The organism is Streptomyces sp. NPDC059989 (assembly GCF_042736975.1).
Lineage (GTDB): Bacteria > Actinomycetota > Actinomycetes > Streptomycetales > Streptomycetaceae > Streptomyces.
In genome coordinates, this window is record NZ_JBHWUO010000028.1 from 66,868 (window position 1) to 91,370 (window position 24,503).

21 protein-coding genes are annotated in these 24,503 nt (G+C 70.1%); 10 read left to right on the forward strand and 11 right to left on the reverse strand.

Going from position 1 to position 24,503, the window contains the following annotated elements; genetic code table 11:
- Positions 1-94: 94 nt before the first annotated feature.
- The 4 genes from ACFWBN_RS24500 to ACFWBN_RS24515 form a co-directional block, all read right to left on the reverse strand.
- Entirely contained in the window at positions 95-982 is an 888-nt protein-coding gene (locus tag ACFWBN_RS24500; protein ID WP_385179051.1) for a hypothetical protein, read from the reverse strand.
- Positions 983-1,134: 152 nt separating this feature from the next.
- On the reverse strand, positions 1,135-3,081 hold the full coding sequence (locus ACFWBN_RS24505) for a serine/threonine-protein kinase (RefSeq protein ID WP_385179052.1): 1,947 nt from the start codon (positions 3,079-3,081) through the stop codon (positions 1,135-1,137).
- Between the two features lie 866 nt (positions 3,082-3,947).
- Positions 3,948-5,531 (reverse strand): hypothetical protein, encoded by a 1,584-nt coding sequence (locus ACFWBN_RS24510; protein ID WP_385179053.1) that lies wholly within the window; start codon positions 5,529-5,531, stop codon positions 3,948-3,950.
- Between the two features lie 19 nt (positions 5,532-5,550).
- Positions 5,551-5,955, reverse strand: a complete 405-nt coding sequence (locus ACFWBN_RS24515) for a hypothetical protein (RefSeq protein WP_385179054.1) — start codon at positions 5,953-5,955, stop codon at positions 5,551-5,553.
- A gap of 1,414 nt (positions 5,956-7,369) precedes the next feature.
- Between ACFWBN_RS24515 and ACFWBN_RS24520 the strand changes: the two genes are divergently transcribed.
- Complete coding sequence (locus ACFWBN_RS24520; protein WP_385179055.1) at positions 7,370-7,516, forward strand: hypothetical protein; 147 nt, start codon at positions 7,370-7,372, stop codon at positions 7,514-7,516.
- Between the two features lie 358 nt (positions 7,517-7,874).
- On the opposite strand, the gene ACFWBN_RS24525 is transcribed toward ACFWBN_RS24520, so the two are convergent.
- Both ACFWBN_RS24525 and ACFWBN_RS24530 read right to left on the reverse strand, forming a co-directional pair.
- A complete protein-coding gene (locus tag ACFWBN_RS24525; protein ID WP_385179056.1) occupies positions 7,875-8,444 on the reverse strand; it encodes a hypothetical protein in 570 nt (189 codons plus the stop codon).
- On the reverse strand, positions 8,441-9,556 hold the full coding sequence (locus ACFWBN_RS24530) for an NlpC/P60 family protein (protein WP_385179057.1): 1,116 nt from the start codon (positions 9,554-9,556) through the stop codon (positions 8,441-8,443). Before ACFWBN_RS24530 ends, ACFWBN_RS24525 begins: the two co-directional genes overlap by 4 nt.
- A 324-nt stretch (positions 9,557-9,880) precedes the next feature.
- Between ACFWBN_RS24530 and ACFWBN_RS24535 the strand changes: the two genes are divergently transcribed.
- The 6 genes from ACFWBN_RS24535 to ACFWBN_RS24560 are packed head-to-tail and all read left to right on the forward strand — an operon-like array spanning position 9,881 to position 16,787.
- Positions 9,881-10,708, forward strand: a complete 828-nt coding sequence (locus ACFWBN_RS24535; protein WP_385179058.1) for a hypothetical protein — start codon at positions 9,881-9,883, stop codon at positions 10,706-10,708.
- Between the two features lie 16 nt (positions 10,709-10,724).
- A complete protein-coding gene (locus ACFWBN_RS24540; RefSeq protein ID WP_385179059.1) occupies positions 10,725-11,069 on the forward strand; it encodes a hypothetical protein in 345 nt (114 codons plus the stop codon).
- A gap of 2 nt (positions 11,070-11,071) precedes the next feature.
- Entirely contained in the window at positions 11,072-11,851 is a 780-nt protein-coding gene (locus ACFWBN_RS24545) for a hypothetical protein (protein WP_385179060.1), read from the forward strand.
- A complete protein-coding gene (locus ACFWBN_RS24550) occupies positions 11,841-13,712 on the forward strand; it encodes a hypothetical protein (RefSeq protein WP_385179061.1) in 1,872 nt (623 codons plus the stop codon). Before ACFWBN_RS24545 ends, ACFWBN_RS24550 begins: the two co-directional genes overlap by 11 nt.
- Before the next feature lies 1 nt (position 13,713).
- Positions 13,714-15,234 (forward strand): SCO6880 family protein, encoded by a 1,521-nt coding sequence (locus tag ACFWBN_RS24555; protein ID WP_385179062.1) that lies wholly within the window; start codon positions 13,714-13,716, stop codon positions 15,232-15,234.
- Entirely contained in the window at positions 15,234-16,787 is a 1,554-nt protein-coding gene (locus ACFWBN_RS24560; protein WP_385179063.1) for a type VI secretion protein, read from the forward strand. The genes ACFWBN_RS24555 and ACFWBN_RS24560 overlap by 1 nt, the downstream gene beginning before the upstream one ends.
- A gap of 165 nt (positions 16,788-16,952) precedes the next feature.
- On the opposite strand, the gene ACFWBN_RS24565 is transcribed toward ACFWBN_RS24560, so the two are convergent.
- The 4 genes from ACFWBN_RS24565 to ACFWBN_RS24580 all read right to left on the reverse strand — a co-directional run bounded on the left by ACFWBN_RS24565 (position 16,953) and on the right by ACFWBN_RS24580 (position 20,514).
- Complete coding sequence (locus tag ACFWBN_RS24565) at positions 16,953-17,273, reverse strand: hypothetical protein (protein ID WP_385179064.1); 321 nt, start codon at positions 17,271-17,273, stop codon at positions 16,953-16,955.
- A gap of 121 nt (positions 17,274-17,394) precedes the next feature.
- Positions 17,395-19,104, reverse strand: coding sequence for a hypothetical protein (locus ACFWBN_RS24570; RefSeq protein WP_385179065.1), 1,710 nt, complete (start codon positions 19,102-19,104; stop codon positions 17,395-17,397).
- Positions 19,101-19,427: a helix-turn-helix domain-containing protein gene (locus ACFWBN_RS24575; protein WP_385179066.1), complete on the reverse strand. Its 327-nt coding sequence runs from the start codon at positions 19,425-19,427 to the stop codon at positions 19,101-19,103. The genes ACFWBN_RS24570 and ACFWBN_RS24575 overlap by 4 nt, the downstream gene beginning before the upstream one ends.
- 4 nt (positions 19,428-19,431) lie before the next feature.
- A complete protein-coding gene (locus tag ACFWBN_RS24580; protein WP_385179067.1) occupies positions 19,432-20,514 on the reverse strand; it encodes a tyrosine-type recombinase/integrase in 1,083 nt (360 codons plus the stop codon).
- A 172-nt stretch (positions 20,515-20,686) separates the two neighbouring features.
- Here ACFWBN_RS24580 and ACFWBN_RS24585 point away from each other — a divergent pair, with 172 nt between their 5' ends.
- The gene (locus tag ACFWBN_RS24585) at positions 20,687-22,372 is read left to right on the forward strand and encodes a type IV secretory system conjugative DNA transfer family protein (RefSeq protein ID WP_385179068.1); all 1,686 of its coding nucleotides are present in this window, start codon (positions 20,687-20,689) and stop codon (positions 22,370-22,372) included.
- Positions 22,373-22,397: 25 nt separating this feature from the next.
- Positions 22,398-22,943 (forward strand): hypothetical protein, encoded by a 546-nt coding sequence (locus ACFWBN_RS24590; protein WP_385179069.1) that lies wholly within the window; start codon positions 22,398-22,400, stop codon positions 22,941-22,943.
- A 306-nt stretch (positions 22,944-23,249) separates the two neighbouring features.
- Here the strand turns inward: ACFWBN_RS24590 and ACFWBN_RS24595 are convergent, their stop codons facing one another.
- Positions 23,250-24,002, reverse strand: coding sequence for a cutinase family protein (locus ACFWBN_RS24595; RefSeq protein ID WP_385179070.1), 753 nt, complete (start codon positions 24,000-24,002; stop codon positions 23,250-23,252).
- Between the two features lie 60 nt (positions 24,003-24,062).
- Between ACFWBN_RS24595 and ACFWBN_RS24600 the strand changes: the two genes are divergently transcribed.
- Positions 24,063-24,503, forward strand: a 441-nt coding sequence (locus tag ACFWBN_RS24600) for a hypothetical protein (protein WP_385179071.1), incomplete at its 3' end; no start/stop codon positions are given.

Here is a 24,503-nt window from a genome sequence, read left to right on the forward strand (position 1 = left end):
GAACGGGGACGATCGGTCAAGGACCTGCGTCTTCTGATGCCGCTCATGAGGGGGCCGGCACCGCCGTGGACGGACGGCGGGGGTGGCCTACGGCCTACTGTCCGTTCAGCTCGTTCTTTGCGGCCTCCACGAATGCCCTCCGCTTGAACCGGAGAGTTGCGCGCGCCCGACCCGGCTGTGTTCTGCTGCGTCGCGGCCGTTCCGTGGCGTCTTCCAGCAGTACTCGGCGTTCCTCGTCGTCCAGGAACGTGCAGTCATCCAGGTGCCGCTGGACCTTGTCTTTCAGCGTGGTGTCGACCGTGTCGCCACCGCGGCGCAGGCGATCCAGGCCCTGGGTTGCTTCATGTACTGCGAGTGGCCTGCTGAGCACTCTGCCGGGCTCCCTGCCCTCCATCTGTGCTTCGTGGTCCTCTGCCGCCTGGTGTGCTTCCAGCTCGTACTCGGCGACTTCCAGTTGTTCCTCGGACGGGGTGTGCTCCCGCATGAGATCGGTGGCGGATCGGTACACCGCTGCCCATCCCCTCTCCGCGTCCAGGTCATCGGCGGCCTTCATCACCGCCTTGGCGGCTTCGACGACCGGGTGGTCCCCTAGGGGAGCACCGATCTCCAGAACGGAGTAGGCCCTTGCGAGTGCGTCCAGGTGCTCCTCACTTTCCTCGGGGGACTCGTGAGGAAACTTGGCCATGTCGTCGATGGCCTGCAAGAAGAGGACCCAGGTCTGGGCCCGGTTCTCCTTCAGCCACTGTTGGTGTACCCCTCTGGACTGCAGATGCATCCCGTCCACGGCGGCCTTGTAGACGGCTTCGGCGTTCTCCTGTCCTGCCTTGGCGGTAGCCGTGGCAGTATCCTGACCGGCCGCGATGACGGCCTTGGCCTGCTTGATACCGATCACGGCCGTGGCCGGAACGACGATGAGGGCGACGACAGCCGAGGCGAGAGCGCCCAGGCCCTGGCCCAGGTCGGCTATCTCCTTGAGGTTCAACCCCATTCCTTTCTTGTTGCGCCCCGGGAGCAGCGTCCGGGGCGAGGGGCACGTATGTGCGATGTGCTGGGCGGACTTGTACCGCGACCGGCCCGACCGTGCCGATGCCGCCGTGGACGGACGGCGGGAGGCGGGGGCCGTGCGACCGATGATCAGGCAGGGCAGTCTGCGAGGGTGCCCGAGGTCATGAACTCGCGGGCTGTTCCGTCTGCGGCGGTGATGACCGAGGCGTACCTGGTGTACGGCCAGTTCGCGGATCGGGCGGCCTGGGCCTTGAGGGCGCTGCAGGCCGAGGACGCGGCGATGCGCGCCCAGCTTTCGCGGGTGGCGTTGTCCCAGTCCGGCTTGTCCACCCACACGTACAGGGCGCGGCCTTCACGGTCATAGCCGGCGCTGGTGTTGTGGTGGCCGAGGGACTTGTCCGGCCATTGCCCCAGGATGCCGTTGACCGCATCAGTAGCGACGCGGATCTCGTTGGCGTCGCTGCTCGGGATCTGGGCTCCTGCCAGGCCCGGCTGGTCGGGTCGCCAGTCGGCGGTGCGCTGGGTCGCGGACGTGGTGCAGGTCGTGTTGGTGCGGAAATTCGCCTCCCACACGATGCCGGGCCCGCCCGCGCGGGCGGTGTCCACGATCACGTACTCGGTGTAGGGATAGTCGGGATAGAGGTCGGAGAGGTGCCGCAGACCCAGACAGGCCAGCTGAGCGACCTCCTGGACCGCTACCGGGGGAAGCTGCATGTCGCTCATGGCGACATAGACCTCCTTCCTCCCCGGGTGGAAGGTGAGGGTGCCGTTGTTGACGTCGGGGTAGGAGTCCGGGTCGAGCCAAGGCCCGGTACCCATCGCTCCGTAGGAGTCGTTCTCGGCTGTGGTCCGGGCAGGGCGGGATTCCTTCCACGTGGCGATGGTTGCCTCCCCCGAGTCCGTCATCTTCTCCGGTCCGGGCTGACTCGCGGCACTCGCGGCCGGGCTCGTGGTGCTGTTCGGTGGCGGCTGTGTCGTCGCGGTCGTCGGTGTCGAGACCGCTGCCTGAGCGGTGCCGCGCGGGCCTTTGCTGTCATCGCCCGGGCCGAATGCTGCGATGGCGCCGGTCAATCCACCCACGATGGCCGCAGCCACGGCCACAGTGATCACAGTGCGCTTCCGGGACCTGGCGGCCGGGGCGTGCCAGGTCGGGTCGTCCAGGGTGGGCATGTCCCACTCGCCCGCTATGAGGTCACCGACGAGGGTGGGTGCGTTGCCCGAGACGATGATCTGGGTGGCCTGGGTGGACAACACGGCAGCGCACTGATCGGCCGCCTCACCTGCTGTCGGCCGCTTGTCCGGATCCTTCGACAGCGCCCGTGCCACGATCTCCCGAAGCCCGTCGGGAATGCCGTTGAGGTCGGCCTCGCCGGACATGACGCGGAAGGCGACCACGTCAGGGGCCCCGGTGCCGAACGGGAGACGCCCGCTCGATGCGTAGGCGATGAGCGCCCCCCAGGCGAACACATCCCCGGCCGGCCCCGCCGTCCCGGTGCGGTACTGCTCAGGGCTGATCCAGCCGGGGGTGCCGGTCATGATGCCGGTACGGGTGACGGAGGTTCCGTCGGCGGCGTGGGCGATGCCGAAGTCCAGGACGCGGGGCCCGGCGGGGCTGAGGATGACATTCTGCGGCTTCACGTCCCGGTGCACCACGCCCGCTCGGTGGATTGCGGCCAGTGCCTGCGCGGTACCGGTGGCGAGCGCATGCAGAGAGCCGCCGGTAAGCGGACCGTGGGCTGCCAGGTGCTGGTTGAGGGTCGGGCCGGGCGCGTACGCGGTGGCCAGCCACGGGGCTTCGGCCTCAGGGTCTGCTGCCAGCAGCGGTATCAGGCACGGGCCGGACACGCGGGCCGACAGCTGGACCTCGCGGTGGAACCGGGCCCGGAACTCCGGGTCCTGCGCCTGCGCCTGATGGATGACCTTCACGGCCACTCTGACGCCCTGCGGGTCGAGAGCGGCGTGGACAGTGCCCATTCCGCCCGAGCCGAGACGCCCGATGACCCGGTACGGGCCGATCTTCTTCGGGTCGCCGGGACGGGCAGGCTGAACCCGCCCGCCAGAGCTGATGCTGCTCAAGGGAGCCTTTCTTTCCATGTGGTTGAGCGAGTAGGGGCCGGACGGGCGCATTACGGGTACGCCAGGCCATCCCCTCCTGTTCTGGCGGCGGATGCTATCCGCGGATCGCCAGAACGTGGGTGGCCGTCTCAAGCGGATGCGCGGTCGGCGTTGTAGGAGTCTCCGGACTGCGGTTCCTTACTGCGTCAGAAGCACGGCGCACCAGGTGGCCAGGGCCCGTGGCCCGACCGGGAGCTGCAGAAGGCCCCAGCGGGCTGCACCGTGCTGATGGCCCGTTGGTGTCCACCTGCTCAGGAACGTGGTTGCTCCGGGAGAAAGACAGCACAGTGGCTGAGGCTGTCTGTGGTGCGGAGTAGCGCCCGTACACCGCATACAGCGTGCGGCTTTCGCTTGGGCGCACCTTCTGTGGCTGATGTTCCGACGGGGGACGGCTGGTGGGCGCGGCTTGCACGCCGCCGGGCCGGCCGATCGGGCGGATGGGCCCTCACTGCCGACCGGATCGACAGGGAGCCAGTGCAGCTTGGGCAGCGCCGATCACCGGTTGCGCGAGATGCCTGAAATGTCGATTGGGTGAAACTGCTTCAGACCCTCCATCTGGCACTTAAGGTGGCAGGTCGGCAAGCCTGCTATCCGCGTACGCGGGGATGAATCCAGGTCTTCGGCGAAGAGCCACCATCCGCCTGCCTGCTCCCCGCATTTGTGGGGATGAACCCAGGAGCTGGCCGGTGGTGAACCGCAGGGCTCCCCGCTCCCTGCACGTGCGGGGTTGAATCTGAGCCCGCCGAGGTGCACACATCGGGTGGGGCCTGCTCCCCGCTGCGCGGGGATGAACGCAGCGCCGAGCGGGAGCACGCCCGGCGGTGGGCTCATCGGCGCATGCCCGGGCGGCGTCCGAGGACCAGGTCGGTCGGGACGTGGGCTCGGGGCAGGGATCGCGCCGGCGTCTGGGTCGGTGTCGCTGTGACCCACTGCTGCTCCTGGGCGATCGTGCGGTGGGCGGCAGCATCCAGCATGGCCCGCGGTACGGGCGTGCCCGCGCGTTGAGCAGTGGTCAGGAGGGCGGCCGCGCCCTTCTGTTCGGCGGCCATGACCGCCCCGTAGCCCTCCGTCAGTGTCTCGATCTGGCGAGGATGGACGGGGTAGAAGCGACGGCCCCGGTCGAGGCCAGCCGGGCGGTGGGCGGGGGCGTCGGTCACCAGTCCGGGCTCGGCCCGCCGGACGACCCACGGGGCGGCCGCCGCCATCTGCCAGCCGGTGGCGGAGAGCCGGTACGCGGAGGCCGCCAGCGCGCCCGCACCACCGGCGTCCGCGAGGAGTTCGGCAGCAGGCCGCGCGGCTCCCGGCGGCTGCTCCGGCGTCCACTGCGAGCCGAACAGCAGCTGGCCCAGCCGTACGACGCTGGTACGGGAGATCACCACCGCCGGGTGGGGATCGGTCGACGGCATCGGTGCGACCTTCCCCTGCCGGACCTGCGCGTACCCCGGCGGGGGCAGCTGCGGGCGCTCCCGCGGGTCCCCGGTGTCCACGACGCGCTGCCAGGCCCCGGCCGCGGCCTTCCACGCCCGGGAGGATTCCCTCAACTCCCCGGCCGCCGCCTTGAGGCTCTCGCGCACCGCGCCGTCGGCGGCGTCCTCGGCGACGTGCAGGAGGACCCGTCCCGCCAGCAGCCGGCCCATGGCGTTCCAGCGGGAGATCTGCTGGAGGTCCGAGCCGCTCATCCGATGCTCCGCGCGGTCGTGCAGGGCGGCGTACGCGGCGCGGGAGAGCCGCTCGCCGTCCTCGGCGAGGCGGGCGACGACCGTGCCGGTCGGGTCGGCGGCCGTGGCCTGGACCGGTTCGACGGGCAGGGCCGCCGGGAAGGCGGCCAGGGCGTGATCGGCGTCGCGGGTCGATGCCCGCGCGTAGACGGAGGCGTGGTCGAGGGAGGTCCGGGCCTTGTCGAAGGCGTCGACCGCGCCGGGATGCTCGGCACCCTGCGAGAGCCGGTGCACCACGTGGCCCGCCGCCCAGGCGACCTCGGAGTAGCGCCGGGCGAGGTAGTCGAAGGCCTTCTGGTGCCGCAGGAGGTAGGCGTACGGGGTCAACGGTGCCCGGTCCGGTCCCAGATGGCTGCTGATCGTGTCGCGTACGGCTCCCACGGCACGCGCCGCGACAGCGATCCGCTCGCCGGCCGGGCCGGGCTCCCCCTTCTGCGGCGACAGGTACCGGCTCGCCGTACCGAGCGACGCCCGCGCATCGCCCAGGCAGTCGTCCAGGTTCTGCTCCGCCGGGGTCAGCTTCCGCTCCTCGGTCGTCGGGACCGGCGTGTACGCGCGCGGGCCGAGCCCCTTCTGTACCTGCTGCAATAAGCCGTCGAGCTCGGCGACCAGTGCCGCGCGCTCGTCGGCCGCGACCGACGCCAGCGGGGTCTGGGCGACCTCCTCGAGCCGGGCGACCGCGACGTCGAACAACCCTCCCAGGGTGGTCACCTCACTGCCCCCGGACCACGGCCAGTGCCGCGGCAGCGCCGGCAGCCAGCTCCCCGGCCCGCCCCAGACCCTGGGCCTCGGCTTCCGACCGCCCCGCAGCCAACCGGGCCAGCGCACCGCCGACGTGCTCGAGGAGCCGTACGTACGGGACGAGGCCCGCGGCCCCTGGCTCCGGAGGCGGAGCCGTGACCGGCCCCCCGGTCGTCGGGAGCGGAAGCAGATCTCGGCCCTCCGAGCACTTCTGCGCGGCGACCATCGCCTGCAGCTCGTCGCTGCCTTCGTCGAACGCGATGGCATCGCAGAGCCCGGTGGTCATCTCGAGGACGTCCCAGGCCGCAGCCAGTACCGCGGCTGCATCCTCGGAATCGAGCTGCGAGTCGAGCACGTTGATCGCGGTTGCGGACACCGGCATCCCCTCCTTCGTCGCGGAAACGTGGTGATCGTCCCACCTCGGACGCGACCGACGTGCGGGCCTGTGGACAGGACCGGCGGTGTGGATAACTCCTCGCTGCGGTGCGCGCCGAAGGAGTCTTGCTCCGGGCCCTGCAGCCCCGCAGTTTGCTCTGCCCTGTTGGCCAGCGAAGGCATCGAGAGCGGGATACCGGCGGGCGACTACGGCGCTTGGGACTGGTGGGGGCGAGATGCGCTGGATGTCGGTTTCGGCGAAAGTGCCGTGGCGCGCCCACCTGTCCTTCTAAAGTGGCAGGCTAGAAAGTCTGCTTCCCGCACCCGCGGGGATGACCCTCACAAGCCAAACTTCCGGGGCCAGGATGAGGGCTGCTCCCCGCGCCTGCGGGGATGCCCCCGCGCCTGCGGGGATGCCCCCGCGCCTGCGGGGATGCCCCCGCGCCTGCGGGGATGCCCCCGCGCCTGCGGGGATGCCCCCGCGCCCGCGGGGATGCCCCCGCGCCTTTTCCTTCGACGGCAGCCAGGTCGCCCTGCCTCCCGCGCCTGCGGGGATGAACCTTCCTTGAAGGCATCCGCGACCATGTCGGCGTCCTGCTCCCCGCACCCGCGGGGATGCCCCCTCGGCGCACCATTCGGGCGGACTATGGAAGGCCTCTTCCCGCACTCGTGGGATGGCCCCAGGTTGGGAATGATGAGCTCCCGCTCAAGAATCTGCTTCCTGCACTTGCGGGGATGAACCACAGCCAGGGTTGAACAGGTCGGGATATACCCGCTGCTCCCCCCACCGCGGGGGATGACCCCATGCTGCTCCGTACCGATACGGGTGACATCTGCTGATCCCCGCCGGCGCGGGGACCCAGGATGCTTCCGGCGCCGCCTTCGGAGGTCGGGCAAGCCCGATCCTGGACCCCCGGTGAACGGCGCGCTGGACTAGGTCTGCCCGCCCAACCTGGGAACCCACCGGTCGGACGCATGGCCTGTGGAAACGCAGGCGACGCCTGAGGTGTGCTGCAGCCTTCAGAGGCCAGGCTGAAAGGGTGAACGGCGAGTGCTCACAGGCCTCTACGGCGTGTTCTTCCCGCGTGGGCGAACCATACACTGAAATATTAGTCCAATATGGGGCGAATCGGTCAAGGTGATGAATCGGTGTCGTCAAAGGGGCCCGAGCGCACCGCATGGAGTCGATGGGCGGTTATGGCCGCCATCACGGCGGCCGTTGGCAGCGGTGTGGTGTCTGCATTTGCTGTTCTAGCCGAGTCAGAGCAGCAGCTAACGACCGTTACGTCGCGCACGATCCGGACGGGCAGTGACGGCTTGCCGACGGAGGACCAGACGCCGCACTCGCGTGATGATGGTGTGCTGCCGCCGAAGGAGACTGTCAATCCTGGGTTTCAGCCGACGGGTCCTAACCCTTGGACGCTACCGACCGCGCCTTCGCTGACCGCGCCTTCGTCGACCGCGCCTTCGTCGACCGCGCCTTCGCCGACTGCCCCTTCGTCGACCGCCCCTTCGCCGACTGCGCCTTCGTCGACCGCGCCTTCCGGGGCGGCGCAGGCTAGGACGGTCCCTCCAGGAACGTGGCTACAGATTTTGGTCAATGAGCCGTCGGACAAGGAAGGAGGGTTGGACTGGCCCGACTGGATTGCCTCGTTGGGAACAGCGCTGACGCCGATCGCGGTCGCGGGCATTACCTACTCCCTCGGCCGGCGGGCGGGCGGAGTCTCGACAGAGCCGCCAGCTGCAGAGCCGCCAGCTCTGGATAGTCACCTCTTGATGCTGCCGTATCTGAAACACCGTCCCAGAACGGCGCTTTCTGCCTCACGGGTACGCCGTAGGGCCCGACCGGCTGTACCACCCGACCCGGGCAATGACGACTGAAGATTCCGTGAGGTGGCGCCCGCCGTGGCCCCGTGGGTGCTATTGGAGTTGCTGGAGGTGCTCGCGCATGCGGGGGACTGCTTCCGCCCCTGCACCCTGCAGCTCGGTGAAGGCCTCGATCAGACCTTCTGCGAGACGGACCGCATCCGAGGCGGGCAGCGCCTTCCACATGCTGTACGCCCGGCGGACCGCGAGGGCAGTCTCGGCGTGCTCGGGACCGTGGAGCCCGGCGTGTAGGCGGACGACGTGGAGGTACCAGGCCACCGCGGTCTCGTGGTGGCCAGTCAGAAGTGCGAGGTAGGCGCGGACCTCCCGGACCCGGACCGTCTCGATGTGCCCTTCGCCGTGCGCGGCCGTGGTCTTCGCGTCGAGTTCCTCGGCGAGGACGTTCGCGCGCACGAGGTCGACGGACGCCGCGGCGCGAATGGAGGTCAGCTGTTCGGCGACCTCTCCCTTCACGGCAGCGGCCTTGACGGCAATGGGGATCTCGACAGGGGAGATGGTGGCCTCTCCGGCCTCCGCGCCCGCCCAGAACGCCGGGTCAATCACGCCCCAGGGGCGGAAGAAGGGCTGGTCGTGCATGGGAGTCCCTGCGCTCGTGTCGGTCACCAGGTCACCACCCGGCGGATGCCCGTCGCCCGGGTCATGTAGTTCGTCGAGTTGCGCCAGCTGCTGTACGGGACGACCCGCGTGCGGACCCCGGTCCGCGGGGACTCGATCAGCAGGCCCGCGCCGATGTACATGCCGACGTGTCCCGGGCTGGCCGCCGAGCCGTCGGAGCCGGCGTTGAAGACCAGGTCGCCGGGTTTCGGGCTGTCCAGGCCGACCTGGATGGGCAGGTCGATCTGGTCGAAGGTGACGCGGGGGATCGTGATCCCGGCCGCCCTGTACGCCTGCTGCATGAGGGAGGAGCAGTCGCACCAGTGCCGGGGGTTGGAGCCCAGGGCGTCGGTGCAGTCGCCGCCGAGCTGGTACCAGCCGCCCTTCTGGGCCAGGGCCCAGGCCACGGCGGTGCGGACCTGGGGCGGGGTGTCCGGCGGAAGCTCGAAGCCGGCCGGCAGTTCGACCGGCCCGCCGCCCCCCGACGCGGTGTACTTCACCGACCGGGCCAGGATCGCCTTGACGTAGTTGTACGTCTCCCCCGCGGCGAAGCTCGCGGGCGGTACGCCGCCGAACTGCTCGACCCGCCCCCAGCCCGCGTTGTAGCCGGCCAGGGCCTTCTCGATGGGGGAACCGCTGTACTCGGGGTGCGCCTTGGCCGTCTTCAGCAGGCCGCACATCATGCGCCCCTGCGCGGGGATGGCGTCGTTCGGGTCCATGACGTCCTTGTCGCCGTCGCCATCACCGTCGACGCCCTGGCGGGCCCAGGTCTCCGGGATGAACTGCGATATCCCGTACGCGATCGGCCGGCCGGCGGAATCCCTCGAGATCGCCGTGGGGTCGAAGTTGCTTTCCGCCCACAACTGGGCCGCCAGGATCGCCGGCGGAAGCCCCTGATCGCACGCGGCGGCAGCGGCCAGGATGAGCGGAGCGTACTGGGCCGGTACGCCGTCGGCCCCGCCGATTTTGAGGGTGCTCGCGGTCGGCCACGTGCCGACCGTCCGGCCCTTGCCGTCGTCCTCGGCGAGCGCGCCGACGAGCATGACCACGCCCACTCCCAGTGCCAACGGGGCCGCCGCCGCACCCGCGGCGGCCACCCCCAGCCACCGCTTCGCCCCCACCCAGCCCCCTCGGCAGTCCCTTTGATTTGCGCCCACGAAGATGCAATTCGGCCACACTGGCCGGGAGTTGGTCTCCCTGTGATTGCGTAGGCGGATCGTGACACTATGCCATCTCTGCTTGCAGGTGGGGTTGGTGAAGACCTCTCAGTTGTCGTCGTATGTCCGGTGTAAGGTGCCGATGCCCTTCATCGCAGAGTCGGACGAACGTGTGAAATTCACATTAGTGATGGCTTTGTGTGGCGCGTTTTTGGGGGATTGATGAGCAAAAGGGGCAACTCGACGCTGTTGCCGTTACCGGAGACCGCGCGCCTTGTCGTTCCGGTGATGGCCGCGACCGGCGGCAGCGCGCGCTCCACCGTCGCGCACGTCCTCGCCGACGCGCTGTCGGCGGCCGCCGACACCGTGGTGTTCGACCTGGCACCCCGCCTCGCCTCTCCCTGGCCGGCGTGGAGCGGCGGCCCGGAAGCGGGAGGCCTCGCCGCTCTGCCGCACGACCGCCCGCTGACCCGGGCCCGGATCCGCGGTGCCGCCGCCGTACGGCGCGCAGCCGACGGTGACTGGGGCGTACTGACCGACGGGCGCGAATGGCATGCGGCTCCGCTGTCCCTGCCCGCACCGCCCGCAGCCTGGTACCAACTGGCGGCCGCGGGCGGGTGGCAGGCCCTGGTCGCGGACACCGCCCACCATGTCCCGCACGACGTCCTCCTGGCCCGCTGCGAAGGATCACCGAGCCTGACCCGCGCCTGGTGCGATCTGCCCTTCAGCGTGCCGGTCCTGTGCGCGCAGGCCACCGCAGAGGGCGTCCAGACCCTCCAGCAGGCCGTGATGGTGCTGCACGCCGAAGGCCTTCCCCTGCACCGCAGCGTCGTCGTCCTGGCCGCCACGGCCGACGGCCGCCCGCCCGCCGTGGTCCGGGCCGCGGCCACGATGCTCTCGGCCCGCGCCGCCGCCGTGGTCCACCTGCCCCACGACGCCGACATCCGCGCCCACGGACTCCAGGCCCAGCCCGCCCGGATCCGCCCGCGCACCCGGCAGGCGGCCCGGCAGCTGGCAACCGCCGTGCTCGCCGCCGCCCGGGCGTCCTTCGGCGATCCGCTGCCCGACGCCCCGCAGCCCGCCCCGCTCCCTGCCGTTGCAGTCACTGCCGTCTGACGAGGAACCACCGAATATGAGCCAGCTCCTGACGACCCTGCACACCCTCGCGAGTGACCCCGGCCTGGTCGTCCTGGCCGAAGGCGTCGGCCCGGTCCCCGACTTCGACCCGGCCCTTCCGACATCGGTCAACACCCCGGTCAAGACGATCCTGGCCTGGACGGCCGGCGGCGGCCTCGCGCTGGCCGTGCTCGGCGGCCTCTGCGGCTGGGCCCTGGTAGCGGTCGGCCACAACACCGAGCGCGCGGCGCTGGCGGCCCGGGGCAAGCAGGGCGTGCTGTGGAGCCTGATCGGTGCGGGCGGCATCGGACTGACGTCCTCGCTGGTCCTGGCCGTCTTCACCATGACGAGCGGCACCTGAGCATGGAGTCCTCGAACGGGCTCAAGGCCCGCAGGGCCCGAATCGTCCTCGCCGCGATCGTCGTCGCGGTAGCGGCGCTTCTCGTCGTGGGCGGATTCGCCGCCGCCACCCTGATGCGGGAGGACGCCAAGGGGAAGCCGCAGGCGGAAGCCAGCCCGTCCGCTAGCGCCTCCGCGCCGGCGGGCAGTACGGCGACGGACGGCCCGATGACACCGGAGCGGGCGCAGAAGGTCAGCCTCCGCAAGCCCACCGGCCAGAAAGACGGTGTGTCCACCGGCTTCCCCGGATCTCCCAGCGGCGGGATCTCCGCCGTCGTGTACTTCTGGGAGGAGTACGCCTGGCTCGACGACGAGAAGGCCACCCAGCAGCTCACCGCCGTCGCGTCCAAGGACGTGCCCGGCTACGTCGACAAGCAGGTCTCCGAGATCCGCAAGACGCGTGAGGCCATCGGTCTGCCTCCCTCGGGAGGGATCTCCGCCGACATCTCCTTCACCACAGCCGTCCATGCCGCACGGGGCAAGACCCTCAAGGCGCCCGGGCTGCCCGTCGGCGACGTCATGCAGGTATGGCTGTCCTACGACCGCTTTGCCACCGGCCCGAAGGGCGGACCGGACGAGAATCCTCTGCGCGGGGACACGGTCGCCTTCGTCGTGAAGTGGCAGGACGGGGCCTGGAAGTTCACCGACGAGTACGACGCCCTGGGCGACTTCCCCGTCGCCTACGAGCCCACCAGCCGCTTCGCCTGGAACGACGGATGGGTTCAGGTACGCCATGCGGACTGACCGATTCCTGCGAGTCACCCGCGCCCTCGTCCTGCTCTGGGCCCTGTGCCTATTCCTCGGTGCCGGCGCCACCCTCTCCATCGCGGTGGCTGCCGACGATCCCAAGTACCACGCCTCCGTCGGCCCGCCCGACCCCATCCCCAAGGACTGGGATCAGTTCGGCGTCGGCCTCGATACCCGCGGCAAGTACTGCCTGGTCGACCAGATCGACAACCGTTCGATCTGTCACCTTCCGGGGCCCGACGATCCCCCCTTCCCCGGCAGGACGAACATCTGCGAGGGCGCGGACGGCACGGGGGCGGCGGAATGCAACCCCCAGGAACAGAAGGAAGCCGAGATCCGCCGCCTGGAGAGGTGGCGCAAGGACTTCCCCGACAAGCAGTGGAAGAACTACGAGCCCCTCAACCAGTTCATTACCGACTGCGTTGTGCGGGACGGCAGGCCGTTCACTACATGCCAGAAGGACGGCGAGGCGAAGTACCCGCCGCCCGCCAAGGGGCCGCTGGAATGGGTGGCGGGCAAGTTCTCCGAGTTCGCCTCCAACGCCCTGAAGGAGGCCGCCTCCTACATCGGGAAGTCGGTCGTCTGGCTGCTGTCGGAGTTCGCGACGCTCTTCAACGAGAACTCGACCATCAACCTGAACGACACCGGCATCGCCAAGTTCACGCTGATGATGACCTCGCTCTCGGCCGTCCTGGCCGTATTCCTCCTGCTGCTCCAGTTCGGGAAGGTCGCGGTCAGCCACAACGGCGGGCCGGCCGCCACCGCCCTGATCGGCCTCGCGAAGTGGGCAGTCATCTCCTCCGTGTACTGGGGCGTTGCCCAGACCGCGCTCACGTGGTCCGACGCCGTGTCGACATGGATCATCAACAAGACGTTCGAGGGCGGCGGCAGCGGCGAGGCAGCCGCGACGAAGGCCATGCAGGAGCAGCTCGGCACCCTCTTCGGCGGCCTGATCACCGGAGGCGGCGGCGCCGCCACCGCCGGAGGCGCCCTCATCGCCGGCGAGACCGTGACCGCCTCCGCGGTCGGTGTCGTCATCGTCGTCGGCATCGTCTGCATCCTGGTCATCGCGGCCTTGTGGGTGGAGATCCTGATGCGCCAGGTCGGCATCATGCTCATCATCGCGACGATGCCGATCACCCTGGCGGGCCAGCTCTCCGATTCCACGTCCGAGTGGTGGCCCAAGGCCCGCAACGCCTTCATCTCCCTGGTCCTGATGAAGCCCGCGATCGTCGCCTGCTTCTCCATCGGCGTCTTCGCCATGTCCGAGGGCAAGGGCGTACAGAACATGCTCGTCGGCTTCGTCATGTTCCTCGCGGCCGCGCTCTGCTGGCCGGCCTTGGCGAAATTCATGACGTTCACGACCAACGGCTCCGGCTCCGCCATGGCCTCGGGCTGGCTCAGCTCTGCGGGCTCCTCCGCCTCCTCCATGACCGGCGGCCACCGACCCGACCCCAGCGGCGCCGGCGCGGTCGGCGGCGGCTCCGGCTACACCAAGGCCCTGGAGTCGGAGAACACGACGACCTCCGCGGCTCCCTCACCCGCCGGCACGGGTGGCACGGGCGGCGCGGGCGGCGCCGGGAAGTCCGCGGGCCGCTTCGGCGGCCGGGCGCTGGGCATGGCGGCCTTCGGCCTGCAGCTCGCGGCGGTCGGCAAGGACTCCCTGGAATCCGGTCTGGGCAGCACGGCCGCACATGCCGGCCTCGACCAGGGCGGGGGCGGCGGCCGTCACGCGGTCATTCCGCCGCGCCGACAGCCGTCCTCCGCACCCGCACCCGCACCCGTTCCGGTCGGAGCGCCGACCGAGGCACCGAGCACCGACCCGCGGCCAGTCCCAGCCCCCCGAAGCGAGGCGTGACATGTCCCAACCCGTCTCCTACGGCGGCTGGCAGTCCGAGACGACCGGCTTCATGGGCCGCCTGTCCGGACCCGGCTTCGCCATGGTGGCCGCGGCCTCCCTCCTCGCGCTCCTGCCGTTCAACGTCGGCTGGCAGGCGACCTTCGTGTGCGTACCGGTCGCACTGCTCCTCCTCGCCCTCGCGTTCGGGCGGGTGTCAGGGCTCAGCGCCGACGAATGGATCTCTCTCGCAGTAAGGCACCAGATCTCCGTGGCCACCCGACGCAACCTCTTCTTCTCCGGCGCCTTCGCCCCGCGCTCCGCCAAGACCGGCCGCCAGCCGATGGACCTGCCCGGCATCCTGGCCCGCCTGCGGATCCTCGACGCCCCCGACGGGCTCGGCGGGCAGCTCGGCGTCGTCCACGACCCCGTAGCCGGCGCCTACAGCGCCATCGCCCGCATCACCTTCCCCGGCCTCGCCCTGGTCGACACCGACAAGCAGGCCGCCCGGGTCGCGGCGTGGGCCGCGTTCCTGCGCTCCTACTGCACCGAGGACTCCCCCGTCACCCGGATCGCCGTCCACCAGCGGTGCCTGCCCGACGACGGCGCCGCCCTGGCCTCCTGGACCGCCCGCCACGTCACCCCCGACGCGCCGGCCGCCGCCGTGACCGCGCTCGCCGAGCTGATGGACGGCGCGGGCCCCGCCGCCGCCACCCGGGAGACGTACCTGACGGTCACCCTCTCCGCCGCCCGGGCCCGCCTGGCCATCAAGGGCGCCGGCGGCGGCCAGATCGGCGCCGCGGCCGTCCTCGTACGCGAACTGCACGCCATGGGCCAGGCCCTGTCCACCGCGAGCCTGCAGGTCGTCGAGTGGCTCCCGCCCCGCAAGGTGGCGGCGACCGTGCGCACCGCCTACGACCCCGAGGCCCAGCAGATGCTCGCCACCCGCACGGCCGCCGCCCAGGCCCCCGACTGGACGGGCACCGCCCCGGGCGTCGACGCGGACCTCGCCGGACCCGCGGCCACCGAGACGGCGTGGGGCGTCTACCGGCACGACGGCGCCTGGTCGGTGTCGTACCAGGTCCGCACCTGGCCCCAGGCCGCCGTGTACGCGACCATCCTCCAGCCGCTGCTGCGCCCGCGGCAGAACGCCCGCCGGGCCATGACCCTGCTCTACGAGCCCATCGGCCCGCGCCGCGCCCGCCAGGAACTCGCCCGCGACAAGGCCAAGCGCAGCTCCGCCCGCCACCTGCGCGCCAAGTCCGGCCGGGACGAGAGCGAGGACGAGCGCCGCGAGGAGGCCATCTCCCGCGCCCAGGACGCGGCACGCGCCTCCGGCCAGGGCGTCATGCGGATGACGGCCGTCCTGACCGTCACCGTCACCGAGCTCGACGAGCTGGAGACCGCCTGCGCCGAACTCCAGGCCGACGCGGCCGCCTCCGGGCTGGAGGTCCGCCGCATGTGGGGTGCGCAGGACACCGGGTTCGCCACCGGCGCCCTCCCCCTCGGCCAGGGCCTCCCCGACCGACGGATGGGATTCTGATGGGCCTCTTCTCCCGCCGCCCGGCCGGCGACACCCTCCTCGAAGCCATCGGCATCGACGAGGCCGCCGGCATCGCCGACCGCCCGCCCGTGCCCCTGCCGCAGCAGAGGACCGCCCGCGAACAGCGGCGCGCCCGCCTGCTCGAAGACCCCGACACCGCGATGCGCGTCGCCCCGCGGAAAGGGTGGACCCACCCGTTCGCCGGCCGGGCCGCCTCGATGCCCCGTACCGAAGTGGTGCGCGCCGACACCGCGAACGCCGCCGGGATGTACCCCTACCTCCACGCCGCGAGCCTGCCGCCCATCGGCGCGTACATCGGCCGCAACGTCCTGACCACGGAGGCCTTCAGCGCCCACCCCGCGGTCTGGGTGAAGGAGGGCCTGTGCACCAACCCCAACGTCATGATCACCGGCATTCCCGGGTCGGGTAAGTCCGCGCACATCAAAGCCCTGTCCCTGCGGCTGATGGCCTTCGGGCACCGCACGCTGATCGCCGGGGACGTCAAGGGCGAGTACCAGGAGCTGTGCCGCCACCTGGGCGTCGAACCCGTACGCCTCGGCCCAGGCCTGCCGGGCCGCCTGAACCCCCTGGACGCGGGCCCCCTCGGCGCCGGCCTGGACCTCATCACGGACCCCGCCGAACTCAAGGGCCGGCTCACCGAGATCCACCGCCGCCGCCTGACCCTGCTCAAGGCTCTGCTCGAACTCCAGCTGCGGCGCACCCTGCAGCCCCAGGAGGAAGAAGCCCTCGACGTCGCCGTACGCGAGGTCACCGGCGAACTCCACGGCACCACCCGCTTCGCCGTTCCCACCCTCCCCCTCGTCTACGACCGCCTGCGCGACCCCACCGACGTCATGGCCCGCGAACTGCGCATCCGCGACGGGGAAGTCCAGCGGGCCCGCGAGCAGATGGCCTCCATCCGCTCCGCGCTCGGTGGCATGGTCACCGGACACCTCGGCGGCCTCTTCGACGAGGCCACCAGCATCGACCTGGACTGGGACGCACCCATCCAGTCCGTCGACATCTCGGCCCTGCAGGAGTACGGCGACGAGACCGTCGCCATGGTCCTGTCCTGCGTCTCCACCTGGGCGCAGTCCGCCATCGACCAGCCAGGCCAGCGGCCCTGGATCGTCGTACGCGACGAACTGTGGCGGCAGATGCGCTCCGGCGGCGCCACCATGGTCAAGAAGATCGACGCCGACCTGCGCCTGTCCCGGGCGACCGGCACCATCCAGGTCCTGGCCACCCACCGCCTCTCCGACTTCGAGTCCGTGGGCGCGGCCGGCTCCGAGGCCGTCGCCATCGCCCGCGACCTCATCGCCTCGTGCGAGACCCGCATCCAGCTCGCCCAGGACACCCGGCCCCTCCAGATCACCCGCGAGGCCATCGGACTCACCGACTCCGAATGCAGCCTCATCGGCTCCTGGGGAGCAGGCCAGCGCGGCCGCGCCCTGTGGAAGGTCGGCCGCGGAGGCGGCTCCCACGCCGTGCAGCTCATGCTCTCCCGCACCGAGGAACGCCTCTTCGAGACCGACGAGAAGATGGTGATCTAAGCCCGTGGGTTCGTCATTTCTGAAGCGTCGGGCGTGCGGAACCCACGGGGTTAGCGTGCTGGAGAGCCTGTGTCGGGCCGCCAGTTGGGGAACCGGGGGCTCGCCGGCCGGGCAGGCGTGGGTCGAGGTGTGCACCAGTGACCGCCAGGCCCGACACCGGTCAGGTCAGAGCCACCCGGCCCATCCGAAGGTTGCGATGTATGCACGCTCGATCGCCTTCCAACCTCGCCCGCCGCGGCTGCGGACGACGGCGAGAGCCAGCGCGAACCAGACCGCGAACACACCACCGATGATCAACGGCCATTTCGGGCCCTCGAAGTACCCGACCGCACCGAGTGCCAAGGCCGTCAGCACCAAGCCGAAGTGCGCCCAGCCGAGGCTGGTACGCAGTGCCTCGCGCATCACCCTCCGGTCCTCTGCGAGGACCCGCTCGTATACGTTCGGCGCCGCCTCCGCGTTGTGCTCCCGTTCCACGTCCTTCTCCACAGAACCCCCCTCGACAGATCCAGCCCTACGCAGGACCGGCTCACACCCCCACGGACGCAACACTCTTTACGACCGTTGCCCGGTCAAGCAGGGAACGCCTCAACACACGACTCCGTACTGCCTAGCAGCGCCCCTCGTTCCCGTCTACATAGCCGTCCAGGCCGGCGGTGTAGCGCATGGCACCGGAGACGGTGAGTCCGAAGAGATCGCAGATTCGACGTACGTCGCCGCCGGTGGCGTGGATTTCCTGGAGGATGCGGTCCTCCCGGAGAGCTTGGGGCGTGACGCCGAGCTTGAACCACGGGAAGCCCCTGCCCACGCGGTTGGTGCGGGGTCCGGTGCGCCGGTTGATGAGCAGGTGCGGGTTGATGGTGGTCGGCCAGGTGCGGGCCCGGTGGTCGAGGTATGCCGCCAGGCGGGTGCGCACAGGGCCGGCGAGAGGGATGCTACGGCCGTCGAGGGTGAGCCGCCCGTCGCGGATGTCGGTCAGCGCGAGTTGTTGCAGCTGCGGGCCGGTCAGCCCGTGGAAGGCGACCAGGGCGACGGCCAGCGCGGAGGCAGGGTCGTCGGAGTTGAGGGCTTCCCGGATCAGCTCGGTGTCCAGGGGCAGCAGGATGGTGCTGCCGCTTGGGGTGGCGGGCAGTCCGCGAGCGGGGTTGGTGAAGACCTGCTTGCGGGCCTTGAGGATGTCGAAGAGCCCCCGCAGGCCCTGCTCGGCGAAGGACCGGTTGGCGCCTGTGGGCGGGAGGGCCGCGACGACGTCCTCCCGGCTGATCTCGGCGAGGGAGCGGACGCCTCGGGCTGCCCACGCGTGCCAGATCGGGGCCATCCCGAGGATGTGCAGGTGGGCGGTCTGCGGATGTCTCGGCAGGCGGCGGGGTGCGCTCTTGCTGCCGCCGAGCATGACCTCGAACCACGTGTCCAGCTGGGATCGCATCTCCGGCGGCAGGCCAGCCGCGTGTTCGGCGAAGTACCGGTGGACGGCGGTGGTCCGGTCGTCGATCAGCAGGTCGGCCGCCGCCAGGATCTCCATCGTGGACATGGCGGTTCCGCCCAGGCCGGGGAGTTCGAGGACGTCACTGGCGTTGATCTTCGCGCCGGGGGTGTCCTGAAGGACCTGCAACAGCTTGAGGGACCGAGCGGTGTCGTTGATCTGCTTGCGGCTCCAGCCGTGCCGGGCGGCGTGGTCGCGCAGGATCGCGTCGCAGAAGCGGACCATCTCGGAGTCGGCGGCCGCCGCCCGGTTCTTGAGGGCTGCGTGATTGGGCGGCATCCGGAACAGCAGCAGCTGCTGCCAACGAACAGGAGCGAACCTCGGTGGTGGCGCCTGCGCCCGCCGGCGCTGGTGGGCCAGCCAGTCACTTCGCTTCCCGCGCCGCACGGCGTGGAGGTTGGCCAGGTAGAGCTGCTGCCCGAAGCGGTTGGCTCCGACCAGGTCGACTGCACGGTCCGGCTCCTTGAGCCGGCGGGCCTGTTCGAGGCACAGCCTGCACGCTCCCGAGTCGCCGACGCGTGTGGTCCGATGGCAGTACAGGCACTCGCCGACCGGGTAGTGGTTCTGCCACCAGCGGCAACTCCAGCAGCGCCAGTTGTGGACGCGGGAGACGCCCCAGGCCAGGCAGCCCCGGCAGGAGAACGGGTGCATCGGGGCGCCGGGGTGGCAGGTCCCGCACTGGCCCTGGCTGAAGTAGTCGGCCGACCCGCAGTTGCGGCATGGAGGCGCCGGGAACGGCCCGCCGGGCAGGCAGTCGTAGCAGAAATCGACGCGGGGCTTCGTCCAGGCGACCCGGTTGACCTGGCAGGCGTTGCAACGAGGTGGCGAAGTGGTCACAGCGGCGGCGCCGAACGGTGGCGCCCGAACCGCGGTGCCACCACCTGCGCCGGGGCCTGCCCCACGGCTGTCTGCTGTTCCTTCTGCGGGCGCCGGGCCGCGGCCTTCTCCGGTTCGCAGATCAGCAGGGTTGCCGGGTCGCAGTCCAGCACCGAGCAGATGACCTCCAGGTCGTCGAGGCGGATCGTGGTCGGGGTGCCTGTCCACAGCGCCGACATCTTCCCGGCGCTGATCTCCAGCCCTGCGTCGGCCAGGAGCCGGCGCATCTCGGTGGACTTCCAGATGCCGCGCTCGGCGGCTCTCATCCGCAGGTTCCACAGCATGGCCTCACACACCTCCCCCGAAGCGGGACTCCAGGCGCCGGTTGGCCTGCGCCCATGCCTGCTCGATGTGGTCGTTTCGGACGTGGATGTATCGGGTCGTGGTGGACAGCCACTCGTGTCCGAGCAGTTCTTGGAGGGCCTTGAGGTCCATCCCAGCGCCATAGAGCGAGGAGGCACAGTAATGCCGCAGCACATGCGGAGTCAGACGGCCGGACCAGGCGGGCAGCCACTGTCCGGTCTGCGCAGCGAGCCCACTGCGAAGGGCATCGGTCCCCACCCTCATGCAGCGGCCGAGGTCCGCATCTCGCCGCTCGCTCGGCAGCAACGGGGCATCCGGGTCACTCCAGTCACTGCCGTACTGGTGGCGGACCTCAGCGAGCCACCAGTCGATGAGCTGGTCGGCACCGTTGATGGCCGGCACCAGGCGGCTCTTCGGGCCCCGTCCCCGGCTCCCCTTGCCGTGACGGACGTGCAGTTTGCCGAGTTCTCCCAGGTCCGGCCGCCAGTCGCGGATGTCGAGCATCGCCGTCTCATTGATCCGCAGGCCCAGCCTGCGCCACAGCGACGCGGCGAAGTAGTCCCGCGCGGCGGGCAGGTACTTGCGGGCCTGGACGATCGACGGGCCCCACTGGGCGAACAACGCGTCCACCTCAGCGTCCGACGGCGGAACGCGCACTTCACCGCGGGCGGGGCCCTTGGGCCGGTTGTATTCGTCGATCGGCTGCTCGACCACGCAGCCGGTCAGAGCGTGGATGTCGCCCTGGTAGCGCACGATCACGAAGTCGTAGAACCGTGCCAGCAAGGTGGTTTTGGTGGCCAGCGTGTGGCTCCCGCAGCGTCCGGACCGGCGGAGCTCGACGAGGAACCTGTCCGCGTCATCGCAGGACGCCGACCACAGCGGCCCGGGAAGCGAGCGGGCGAACTCCACGACCGCCGCTCGGGACGTGGTGATGTGTCCGTCGGTCAGCCCGGCCGCGGCCATCGACAACGCGTACTGATCGACGATCTCCTGCTCGAAGTCCTCGACGTCCTGCTGAGTCCGCAGGGCCTGCGAGGACGACAGGTTGCGGACCACGGCCAGCGTCATCGGCCGCTCCGTTCACCAAAAGGGCGCATGCGTCAGGGATATCGCCGAGGCTTCGGGATTCTCGACGAAACGGCGGATTCTTCGCGCCTTCGAGTGAACCCTGTCCGACCTGGCCTCCCAGGTCATCGGAACGCCTCTGACCAGAACGAACCCAAGACAGTAGGTGCATGACATGGCCGCGCGCGGATCCGGGCCGTCCGCCGCCGGTCTCGACGACAACACCCTGCTCGCCGCGTACGGCGCGGGCCTGGCGGTCACGATCGGCGGCGCCGCCCTGCTCGCCGGACCGCTCGCGGGGCTGCTGTCCGGCAACGGCTGGGTCGGCAGCGCCGACAGCGTGCCCGTTACCGTGGTCTCCGCCCTGGTCAAGGGCCCCGGCTCCGTCTACCGGCCGGCCCCGCCCGCCTGGCTGTTCTACGCGCTCACCGCCGTCCTCGTACTCACGCTGGGCGCCGTCCTCGTCAAGGTCGCCGGCGCGGTGTCCTTCGGCGGGAGCTCCGGCGGCGCCCAGTGGGGCGGCGCGAAGACCGAGCGGAGGATGTCCGCGCACAACGACCCGACCAGGCGGGTCAACCGCGTCACGGCCGGCCGCGGCCTGCGCACGAAGCAGATCGTGGCCGCCCAGCCCCACATCTCCGCGACCGTGTTCGGCGTACCGGGATCGTCCAAGACGACCGGGCTGGTCCTCCCCAACGCCGCCGAATGGCAGGGCCCCTTGGTGGTGACCACCACCAAGGCCGCCGACCTGGACGTCATCCATGCCCGCCGCCGCTCGTTCGGCCCCGTCTGGGCCATCGCCCCGGCCGGCATCCCCGGCCGCCCCTGCGACCACTGGTCGCCGGTCGAGTACTGCACCGACGCCAAGGCCGCGGACCGGATGGCGGCCTGGCTGGCCGAGGCCTCCCCCTCCGGCGACGAGAAGCGGGCCGCCCCCTGGGTGAGCCAGGCCAAGAGCGTCCTCAAGGGCATCCTGCTGGCCGCCCACCTCTCCGGCGGCGGGGTCTCCGACATGCGGCGCTGGATCGGCCTCGGCAAAGACGCGGTCGACCACGTCCGCGCCGTACTCCTGACCCACGGCTACACCGACGTCGCCGACGACTACGCCTCCCCCTGGCTGCGCCTCCACGAGGACGGAGTCGGCTCCATCCAGTTCAGCCTCAACGTCCTGGCCCGCGTCTTCGCCGACGAGGAGGTCCGCGAGACCTGCGCCCGCTCCGACTTCACCTTCGAGGAATGGCTCGACCGGCGCGGCACCATCTGCGTCATCGCCTCCGAGGCCGACGCGGACCGCTTCGCCCCGCTCATCAGCTCCCTGATCGCCGGAGCCATCCACGCCGCGGAATCCCGCTACAACTCGACCGGCAAGCCCATCAGCCCCAGCGTCGGCATCCTCGTCGACGAGGCCGGCAACATGCTCCGCTACCCGCGCCTGCCCAACATCCTCACCACCGGCCGCGGCATGGGCATCACCCTCCTCACGGTGTGGCACGACCTGTCCCAGCTCCGGGAATCCCTCGGCGCCCAGAAGGCCAACACCGTCCTGTCCGCGAGCGGCCTGCGCATGCTGCTCCCCGGCTGCGGCGACCTGGAGACCCTGCGCTACTTCTCCGGCCTCTACGGGCGCACCGAGGTCATGAAGACCAGCCACGGCCGATCCCGCGGCGAGCACTCCACGAACACCCAGGCCACCGAGACCGACCTGGCCCCCGTCCACTCCCTCCAGCAGCTCCCCGACTTCACCGCGATCGCCCAGTACACCAACCTGCCGCCGATCAAGGTGAAGATGCGCCTTACCTTCCGCGACAAGGACCTCAGGAAACTCCTCGCGGAGCCCAAGCCCGGCACCGCCAAGAAGTAGCCGACGACGACGCCAGGAGGCGCCTGTGCCCGACCCGCTGAACCCCGCCGACTTCTGGCCGATGCCACCAGGCCCTGCCCAGAGCCCCGAACCCCAGCGCTGGGTGTGGGCGGCCATGGACCCGGCGGAGCGGCGGACCCGCATGCGCGAGCTCGCCGGATGGGTCGACTGGCTCCGCAGGGCCTTCGAACTCCACAACACGATCACGCACTGCTGGTACCGGCACGCCGCGGTCGTCGAACACCTCACCGCCCTTTACGCGGGGTGGATGCGCACATACGCCGGCGACGACGAGCCCGGCCGCGAGCTCGCGGAAGCCGACTGGATCAACACCCTCCACGCCTTCCTCCCCCGGCTGCAGCTCGCCGCCTGCGCGACCGGAACCCACCAGGAGCCGCCCCTGGTCGTCCCTCCGCCCGCGGGCAGCACCAGGGATTTCGAGCTCTATCTGGCGGTCTCCGACGTGACAAGCGCATCCCCCGCCCACCTGTCGGCGGCCGAGCTCAGCCGCCGCGAGACCAAGCTCAACGCACCGTTCCAACCGGCGTCGCCGAACTCCGGGTGTGAGTAGCTGGGATACAGGAAATCCCGGTGAGATTGATCTTGCTCGGGTTCGCTTACTTCGCGGGCGCTTCGAGCTGGGTCGAGCGGGCGGGTGAAGGGCTCGTAGGAGGTGTGGCGCAGGCCGGCGGCGATGTTGGGGTGCCCGGCGGCGCGGAGGGCGTTGATCGCCGGGTCGCGCAGGGTGGCCATGTTCTCGGGGCCGTGGCTGGTACGGATCGGGTACGACCTGGCCTATTACGCAGGGTCGGCATGATTCTTCGGCAAGGATCCGCTCCATTTTCCGCCGCTGTTTTAGCTTGAGCATTCTCGTGTTTCATCCCCTAGGCCCGAGCCGGGGGGCACTCGCCCCGGGCGTAATTGGTAGCCGACAGGGCTCACAGGTGATGAGGGCCGCAGCGACGCTCGCCTGACTTGGTCCATCCTCAGGTTTGGTGGCATAGCTGAAGTGCGGGCAGCTGGGTGAATATGCCAAACAGCTGTTCCAATTTTCGGGAGCGACAACACACACGGGGTCGCCTGCCACACAGATATTTAGTGTTTTATGCTCCAGCCCGCTGGGCAATTTCTTGCCGAAGAGAACGGCGTCCCCGAACAACACGATCCCGCTGATACTGTCATGAAGCTCTGGGGCCGAGTTCAGGACTTCCCGAATTATGGCCGCCCCTTGCGAGTAACCGGCCAGATAGATCTTCTGCCCTTCGCATGCTTCCACCTGGGCCCTCAGGACTTTCACGAGCTTCTTGGCAGCGTCTTTGGCGGATGGCGACAAACTCTTACTGAAGAGATTGGACTCTGTGGCGAACACCAGAGCCTTTTTGGCTGGGTAGTCCGAACCATGGACGCCAGTAGTGCCCTTTGGGCTGTTCAGTTGGTCATACATCACAGACAGCGCTGACTTCTCTCCCTTTCTGTTGAGGTTGTTGGGTGCGTCGACAGGGTTCTCCCCCGAGCCGCGAGCCGCGATCAAGAACGAATCCGGACATTTCGCGTCGTTCGGCGGTTGCTTGGTCGATTGGGGCAACTTTGGCCATCCTGGCGGCGGTTTGACGGGTTGGTCCTGCAGCATTTGCGGCGGCTTAATGGGCTGGTCCTGCAGCTTGGGCCATCCTGGCGGCGGTTTGACAGGTTGGTCCTGCAGCACTTGCGGCGGCTTGATGGGCTGATCCTGCAGCTTGGGCTGCGGTTCCACGGGCTGTGGTGGGTGCTCGTCCTTCGGCGGTTCCACTGGCTGCGGTTTCACCGGCTGTGGCTTCACCGGCTGTGGTTTCACCGGCTGTGGCTTCACTGGCTGTGGTGGGTGCTCATCCTTCGGCGGTTCCACTGGCTGCGGTTTCACCGGCTGCGGTTTCACCGGCTGTGGCTTCACTGGCTGTGGTTCCACGGGCTGTGGTGGGTGCTCGTCCTTCGGCGGTTCCACTGGCTGCGGTTTCACCGGCTGCGGTTTCACCGGCTGTGGCTTCACCGGCTGTGGCTTCACCGGCTGTGGCTTCACTGGCTGTGGTTCCACGGGCTGTGGTGGGTGCTCGTCCTTCGGCGGTTCCACTGGCTGCGGTTTCACCGGCTGCGG

Coding starts and splice junctions, on each gene's coding strand:
- ACFWBN_RS24535 (WP_385179058.1), top strand. CDS start 9,881: ATGGCCGCGACCGGCGGCAGCGCGCGCTCCACCGTCGCGCACGTCCTC.
- ACFWBN_RS24540 (WP_385179059.1), top strand. CDS start 10,725: ATGAGCCAGCTCCTGACGACCCTGCACACCCTCGCGAGTGACCCCGGC.
- ACFWBN_RS24545 (WP_385179060.1), top strand. CDS start 11,072: ATGGAGTCCTCGAACGGGCTCAAGGCCCGCAGGGCCCGAATCGTCCTC.
- ACFWBN_RS24550 (WP_385179061.1), top strand. CDS start 11,841: ATGCGGACTGACCGATTCCTGCGAGTCACCCGCGCCCTCGTCCTGCTC.
- ACFWBN_RS24555 (WP_385179062.1), top strand. CDS start 13,714: ATGTCCCAACCCGTCTCCTACGGCGGCTGGCAGTCCGAGACGACCGGC.
- ACFWBN_RS24560 (WP_385179063.1), top strand. CDS start 15,234: ATGGGCCTCTTCTCCCGCCGCCCGGCCGGCGACACCCTCCTCGAAGCC.
- ACFWBN_RS24575 (WP_385179066.1), bottom strand. CDS start 19,427: ATGCTGTGGAACCTGCGGATGAGAGCCGCCGAGCGCGGCATCTGGAAG.
- ACFWBN_RS24580 (WP_385179067.1), bottom strand. CDS start 20,514: ATGACGCTGGCCGTGGTCCGCAACCTGTCGTCCTCGCAGGCCCTGCGG.
- ACFWBN_RS24585 (WP_385179068.1), top strand. CDS start 20,687: ATGGCCGCGCGCGGATCCGGGCCGTCCGCCGCCGGTCTCGACGACAAC.
- ACFWBN_RS24595 (WP_385179070.1), bottom strand. CDS start 24,002: ATGCTGCAGGACCAACCCGTCAAACCGCCGCCAGGATGGCCAAAGTTG.